The following is a 6,482-nucleotide window of genomic DNA, read 5'->3' on the forward strand; positions in this document are numbered from 1 at the left end:
CCCGCGCCCCTCCGGTGGTAACCGTCCTTCGGCAACCGGCGAGGGGGGCGTGCCGGGCGTCCGCCGGATCTCGCGGCGGCGCCCGACGATGACTTCGCGGGCGCGGTGAGTGCCTCGATCGTGCCTGGCGGACCATCAGCAAACTCAGCATTGAGTCAGCATTGGTCCTGTCAGGCGCTGTCGCGGATGGTCGAAGGGTGTCATGCGTCGAGTGCGGAAGCGAGTGCCGACAGGGCTGCTTCGGGGATAGTTCAGGGAGGCTCCGGCTCGGGGGTGCGGTGGACCGGGCCGCCGCACCCCCGATTGCGTAACACGCAGGTCAGCGGACGTTTCCGCGAGGCTTCAAGGGGATTCCCGGGAGTTCCGGGGCGGGCAGGCGGTCGCCCGGATAGCCCTCGACGGCGCCGAAGCGGTCGGGGTTCGCGGAGCTCATCCACTCCTCGCGGGCCCGGACGATGTCCTCGTGGGACCGCCCGATGAAGTTCCACCACATGACGATCTGCTCCTCGAAGGGCGTGCCGCCGAGCAGCACCAGCCGGGCGTCGGTCTCGCCGGTGTTGGCGAGGGTGAGGGTGGTGCGGCCGGGGGCGACGTAGCCGAGTTCGGCGGGGCGCAGCGGGGTGTCGAGGAGGCGGACCTCGCCGCTGTCGACCAGGAGGCCGTGCTCGAAGGCGGGGTCGACGTCGAGGGTGACGGTGGCGTGCGGGCGCAGGGTCAGTTCGGCGCCGAGCAGCGGGGTGAAGGTGGGGACGGGGGAGGTGTCGCCGGCGAGGGTGCCGAGGAAGACGCGGGCCTCGCCGCCGTCGAGGGCGACCGGGGCGGGGACGTGGTGGCGGAAGTCGCGCCCGGTGTGCCGGTGCTCCTCGGGCAGGGCGACCCACAGCTGCACGCCGTGCAGGACGGTGGTGGCCGGGGTGGAGACCTCGGAGTGGGCGATGCCGCGGCCGGAGGTCATCAGGTTGACCTCGCCCGGCCGGACGTACGCGTGCACGCCGAGGCTGTCGCGGTGCTCGATCTCGCCGGTGAACAGCCAGCTCACGGTCTGGAGTCCGGTGTGCGGGTGCGGGGCGACGTCCATGCCGCCGGTGGTCGCCACGTCGTCGGGCCCGTAGTGGTCGACGAAGCACCAGGCGCCGATCATGGTGCGGGAGCGCTGCGGCAGGGTGCGGCGCACGGTCATCGCGCGCGGGCCGCCGAGCGGCACGTCCCGGGCGGGCAGGACCTCCACCCGCGGGTCGGCGGCGGGCGTCTCGACGAGGTCGGTCTCGGCGGTGCTCACGGGTGGGTCCCTCCCGGGTGTTAATTAGTTCTAGATTCAACTATCATGCCATGGCAGAGTGGCGGACGACAGTGTGACCAGCCTAAGGAGTCCAGGTGAGTGATGTGACGGTGGTTCCGGCGGACCGGCGGGTGTTCGTCGACAAGCAGAGCCCCCAGGCGTACAAGGCGCTGCTGGCCGCCGCCGAGGCGGCGCGCGAGGTCGCGGCCGAGGCCGGGCTGGACCGCCGGCTGATCGAGCTGGTCAACCTCCGCGTCTCGCAGATCAACGGCTGCGCCTACTGCCTGCACGTCCACACCAGGGCCGCGATCCGCGAGGGCGAGACCACCCAGCGCCTGGGCGTGCTCCCGGCCTGGCGCGACACCGAGGTGTTCAGCGACCGGGAGCGGGCCGCGCTCGGGCTGGCCGAGGCGACCACCTCCCCGGCGGACGCGGCGCTCCAGGAGGCCGCGTACGGCGTGGCGCGCTCGGTGCTGAGTGATGAGGAGATCTCCGCGGTGGTCTGGGTCTCGATCGCCATCAACTCCTTCAACCGGGTGTCCATCCTGAGCAAGCACCCGGTCCGCCCGGCCCCGGCCCGGTAGCCCGTGCCCGACGGAGGGTCTCCGCCGTTCGGCGGACGCCCTCCGTTGGCAGGTGTACGGACGACTCCTCCCGGCGGGGGATGACCGACCGTCAGCGATCCGGCGAGGCTGGGCGGCGAAGGCGGGGAACTGCTCGCCGACGGCGAAGGTGGGGTCGCATGGCACGTCGTACGTTTGTCACCGCTGTTTCCGCGCTGGTGGGGGCGGTCTGTCTGTCCCTGGCCGGGCCGGTGCTCCCGGCGGGGGCCGCCGATGCCGCCGACGTGCGGCCGGGCGCCGCAGATCCGCGGCCGGGCATCGGCGATCCGCGGGCGGCGGCCCTGCGGGCGCTCACCGACGCCGGCGCCGCCGGGGCGATCGCCGAGGTCAGGGACGGGAACGGCGCCTGGCGCGGGGCCTCCGGCGTCTCCGACCTGGCCACCGGCGCGCCGCTGCGCACCGACGGCCGGTTCCGGGTCGGCAGCGTCACCAAGATGTTCACCGCCACCACGGTGCTCCAGCTGGTCGGGGAGGGCCGGATCGGCCTGGACGACCCGGTCGAGCGGCACCTGCCCGGGCTGGTCCCGAACGGCGGGAACATCACCGTCCGCCAGCTGCTCGGCCACCGCTCCGGCCTCTGGGACTCCACCAACGAGAAGGGCGGGGTCTTCCCCGACTGGACGGACCCGGCGGGCATCCGGAACTGGCTGGACCAGGGCGGGCTCACCCGGCACATCACCCCGGCCCAGGTGGTGGCCTCCTCGGTGGCGCACGCGCCCGACTTCCCGCCGGGCACCGGGTACGGCTACTCCAACGTCAACTACACCCTGCTCGGCATGATCATCGAGAAGGTGACCGGGCACGGCTACGCCCAGGAGATCACGGCGCGCATCCTGCGCCCGCTCGGCCTCACCGGCACGTACTTCCCGGGCACGGCCACCGGCATCCGGGGCCCGCACGCGCACGGCTACTGGACGCTTCCCGAAGGCCCGGGCCCGGAGGACCGCAGCGACCGGGACGTGACGGTGGCGAGCGTCACCTGGGCGAACTCGGCCGGCGAGCTGATCTCCACCCTGGCCGACCTGAACCGCTTCGACAAGGCCCTGCTGGGCGGCCGACTGCTGCCGCCGGCCCTGCTGAAGGAGATGGCCGAGACCGTCCCGATCGAGGTCGAGGGCCTGCCGACCGCGGTGGGCTACGGGCTCGGGCTGGCCAGCTGGCAGCTCTCCTGCGGCCCGGTCTACGGGCACAACGGCTCGGTGCCCGGGTACAGCACCCAGCTGTGGACCTCCGGCGACCGGCAGGTGTCGCTGTCCGTCACCCCGCGCGGCGACGAGGCGCAGTTCGTCGCGCAGATGCAGGCGGAGGCCGGCTTCCTGGAGCAGGCGTTCTGCGGCACCGGTCCGGCGACGGGCACGGCGGCGCGCGGGCCGGCCGCCGTGGTGCCGAAGCTGGGCTGACCCCGTCTGCTGCTCGACCCATGTCACTGCTCCGGCCCGTCCGCGCGGGTCCCCGACCGCGCGGGCGGGCCGGAGCGGTGTCGTTTTCGCGGCCACTCTCCCGTGGACCGGGCCACGTCCGCGTCCGGGCCCCGGGCTTCGGGGTTTCCGCCAGGCGGCTCGGATGCGTACGGTGATCCACACACATCCCGGGAGAGGGGCGCGCGCCATGGCGGGGACGGAACAGGGGCCGGAGACGGTGCTGACCACCGAGCGGCTGGTGGTGCGTCAGTGGACCTCGTCCACGGCCGACCAGGAGCGCGCCTTCGACATCTACTCCCGCTGGGAGGTCGCCCGGTGGCTCGGCCGGACTCCGCGGGCCATGGCCGCGCCCGAGGAGGCCCGGGCCTTCGTCGAGCGTTGCCGCATGCGCTCCGCCGACCCGCGCTACGGGGCCTGGGCGATCGAACGGCGCGACACCGGCGCGGTCGCCGGTACGGTCCTGCTGGTGCCGCTGCCGGACGGGGACGGCGAGGCCGAGGTCGGCTGGCACCTCCACCCCGACAGCTGGGGCCAGGGCATCGCCACCGAGGTCGCCCGGGCCGCGCTGGCCAAGGGCTTCGCCGACGGCCTGACCGAGATCCGCGCCGTGCTGGCCCCGGACAACGCCCGGTCGGCGGCGGTATGCCGGCGCCTGGGGATGACCAGTGTCGGGCTGACCGACCGGTGGTACGGGCGGCAGCTCGCGGAGTTCCGCATCGGACCGGGTGAAGGGGCGCAGGCATGACGACGGGGACGGGCATGACGGGCATGACGGGCGTGGTGGGTATGACTGATGTGACGCTGAACCTCTGGCGCCGGCCGCTCGACGAGGTGCCCGCCGAGGTGTGGGACCGTACCGAGCTGACCGTGCTCATCCTCGCGGAGACCGGCATCCGCGAACTCCCTTCCGGCATCGGCGGGTTGCGCAAGCTGCGCACCCTCGACCTCGGGCACAACGCACTGGCCGACCTGCCCGTCGAGCTCTGCGACCTCACCGGGCTCGCGGACTTCCTCTACCTGCACGACAACGCGCTGAGCGCGCTGCCCGAGGCGCTCGGGCGGCTCACCGCGCTGCGCTACCTCAACGTCGGCGAGAACCGGCTCACCGAACTTCCCTCCGCCATCGGGGAGTTGTCCTCGCTGATCGAGCTGCGCGCGCAGCACAACCGGCTGGCCGCCCTGCCGGAGTCGATCGTCGGCCTCGGTGAGCTGCGCGAACTCTGGCTGCGCGGCAACGAGTTGACCGGCCTGCCGGACTCGTTCGGCCGGCTCTCCGGGCTGCGCGAGCTGGAGCTCCGGGAGAACGCCCTCACCGAACTGCCGGCCGTGCTCGCCGGGCTTCCGCGGTTGCGCCGCCTCGACCTGCGCGGCAACCGGATCGCCGAACTGCCCGACTGGCTGACCGATCCGGGCGCGCTGCCCGCACTGGAGAAGCTGGACCTGCGGTGGAACGAGGTACGGCCGTCGGCCCGGCTGCTGGCGGCGCTGGCCGCGCGCGGATGCGTCGTGCTCTTCTGAACCACCGGTCTCCGAACCGCGGGAGAGAAACAGATCACCATCGGCAGTGCGGAGCTGTTACCGTGGAACGCATGAAGCGCGCTGCACTCGTCACGACGACGCCGGAGAGAGTCCCGGCGCGCTGACTGCTGACCTAGTCCGAAGCCCCGGGGCGAGTGCCCCGGGGCTTCGCCGTTTCCCGGACCCACTCGCCCGCAGACCCGAGTGGAGACCACCGCCATGCACGACCACCAGATGCAGGACCGCCCGCCGCGCGACCGTCCGATGCGCGACCACCCGGCACACGACCACCGCAAGCTCGGCCGCGAACTCGACCTCTTCGACACCGACCCGCTGATGGGGTCCGGCCTGCCGTACTGGCTCCCCGACGGCGCCGCGATCCGGCACTCCCTGGAGGAGTTCATCCGCGGCCGCGAGCGCCGGGCCGGTTACCGCCACGTCTACTCCCCGGTGCTCGGCAAGCGCGAGCTCTACGAGATCTCCGGCCACTGGGCGCACTACCGCGAGGACATGTTCCCACCCATGGAACTGGGCTCCGAGGAGATGGTGCTGCGCCCCAGCCTCTGTCCGCACCATGCGCTGATCTACCGTTCCCGCTCCCACAGCTACCGGGAACTGCCGCTGCGCATGGCGGAGTTGGGCGGCATGTACCGCTCCGAGCTGTCCGGGGTGCTGGGCGGATTGACCAGGGTCCGGGCGATCCAGCTGAACGACGCCCACGTCTTCTGCTCCCCGGAGCAGGCCGCCGACGAGGCCGTTGCCGCACTGGAGTTGATCCGCGAGGCACACCGGGCGCTGGGCGTCGCCCCCGTCCGCTACCGGCTCTCGCTGCCCGGTGCGGGTGGCAAGTACGTGGCGGATCCGGAGCTCTGGGAGCGCGCCGTCGCCCTGCTCACCGAGGTGCTGGAGCGCTCCGGGGTGCCGTTCGAGGCGGCGGAGGGCGAGGCCGCGTTCTACGGGCCCAAGATCGACGTGCAGATCGCCGACGGCGCCGGGCGCGAGTTCACCCTCTCCACCGTGCAGATCGACTTCCACCAGCCCGAGCGGTTCAACCTGCACTACATCGGCGCGGACGGCGCCAAGCACCGCCCGGTGATGGTGCACCGCAGCGTGATCGGCAGCGTCGAGCGGGTGGTCGCCCACCTGATCGAGCTGTACGGCGGCGCGTTCCCGGCCTGGCTCGCGCCCGTCCAGGTGGTGCTGCTGCCCGTCTCCGAGGCCGAACTGCCGCAGGCCGAACGGTTCCGGCAGCGCTGCCTGGACCTCGGGCTGCGCGCCGAGGTCGCCGGGCCCGAGCACGGCAGCCTCGGCGCCCGGATCCGCGAGGCCCGGCTGGTGCCGTACCAGGCGGTGATCGGGGCGAAGGAGGCCGTGGACGACCGGGTCGCGCTGCGGCTGCGGGACGGCCGGCGGCTGGAGCCGCTGCCGGCCGAGGAGGCGTGGGCGCGGATCGGCGCGCTGGTCGCGGCGTGTGAGGCGGAGTTGTGGGCGGAGGGCGACTCCGGGCGGCCGTAGGCACTGACGCCGGACTCCGCTCGTGGGGCCGTCGGTCACCGCGCCGGTGGCGTACGTACGACTAGTGCGCTGCGCGGTGTGTCGGCCGGGCCGCGGATGGCGGCCGCCCGTCGAATGGGCCGGGCG

The 6,482-nt window shown here is 73.2% G+C and carries 6 protein-coding genes; 5 read left to right on the forward strand and 1 reads right to left on the reverse strand.

From position 1 onward, the window contains the following. Positions 1-319 precede the first annotated feature (319 nt). Complete coding sequence (locus tag ACFWP2_RS36700; protein ID WP_380459891.1) at positions 320-1,279, reverse strand: pirin family protein; 960 nt, start codon at positions 1,277-1,279, stop codon at positions 320-322. 95 nt (positions 1,280-1,374) lie between these two features. Here ACFWP2_RS36700 and ACFWP2_RS36705 point away from each other — a divergent pair, with 95 nt between their 5' ends. From ACFWP2_RS36705 to thrS, 5 genes are all read left to right on the forward strand, one after another. Beyond that, positions 1,375-1,863 (forward strand): carboxymuconolactone decarboxylase family protein, encoded by a 489-nt coding sequence (locus ACFWP2_RS36705; RefSeq protein ID WP_380459893.1) that lies wholly within the window; start codon positions 1,375-1,377, stop codon positions 1,861-1,863. A 158-nt stretch (positions 1,864-2,021) separates the two neighbouring features. Continuing rightward, positions 2,022-3,302, forward strand: a complete 1,281-nt coding sequence (locus tag ACFWP2_RS36710; RefSeq protein WP_380459895.1) for a serine hydrolase domain-containing protein — start codon at positions 2,022-2,024, stop codon at positions 3,300-3,302. 208 nt (positions 3,303-3,510) lie between these two features. Further along, entirely contained in the window at positions 3,511-4,068 is a 558-nt protein-coding gene (locus ACFWP2_RS36715) for a GNAT family N-acetyltransferase (protein WP_380459897.1), read from the forward strand. Continuing rightward, positions 4,065-4,841, forward strand: coding sequence for a leucine-rich repeat domain-containing protein (locus tag ACFWP2_RS36720; RefSeq protein ID WP_380459899.1), 777 nt, complete (start codon positions 4,065-4,067; stop codon positions 4,839-4,841). Before ACFWP2_RS36715 ends, ACFWP2_RS36720 begins: the two co-directional genes overlap by 4 nt. Positions 4,842-5,105: 264 nt before the next feature. Continuing rightward, complete coding sequence (thrS, locus tag ACFWP2_RS36725) at positions 5,106-6,356, forward strand: threonine--tRNA ligase (RefSeq protein ID WP_380459905.1); 1,251 nt, start codon at positions 5,106-5,108, stop codon at positions 6,354-6,356. Positions 6,357-6,482 lie beyond the last annotated feature (126 nt).

This window comes from Kitasatospora sp. NPDC058444 (genome assembly GCF_042721415.1).
Lineage (GTDB): Bacteria > Actinomycetota > Actinomycetes > Streptomycetales > Streptomycetaceae > Kitasatospora.

Bases quoted from the DNA above. Each gene is read 5' to 3' on its own strand.
- thrS (WP_380459905.1), top strand. From the start codon at position 5,106: ATGCGCGACCACCCGGCACACGACCACCGCAAGCTCGGCCGCGAACTC.
- ACFWP2_RS36715 (WP_380459897.1), top strand. From the start codon at position 3,511: ATGGCGGGGACGGAACAGGGGCCGGAGACGGTGCTGACCACCGAGCGG.
- ACFWP2_RS36720 (WP_380459899.1), top strand. From the start codon at position 4,065: ATGACGACGGGGACGGGCATGACGGGCATGACGGGCGTGGTGGGTATG.
- ACFWP2_RS36710 (WP_380459895.1), top strand. From the start codon at position 2,022: ATGGCACGTCGTACGTTTGTCACCGCTGTTTCCGCGCTGGTGGGGGCG.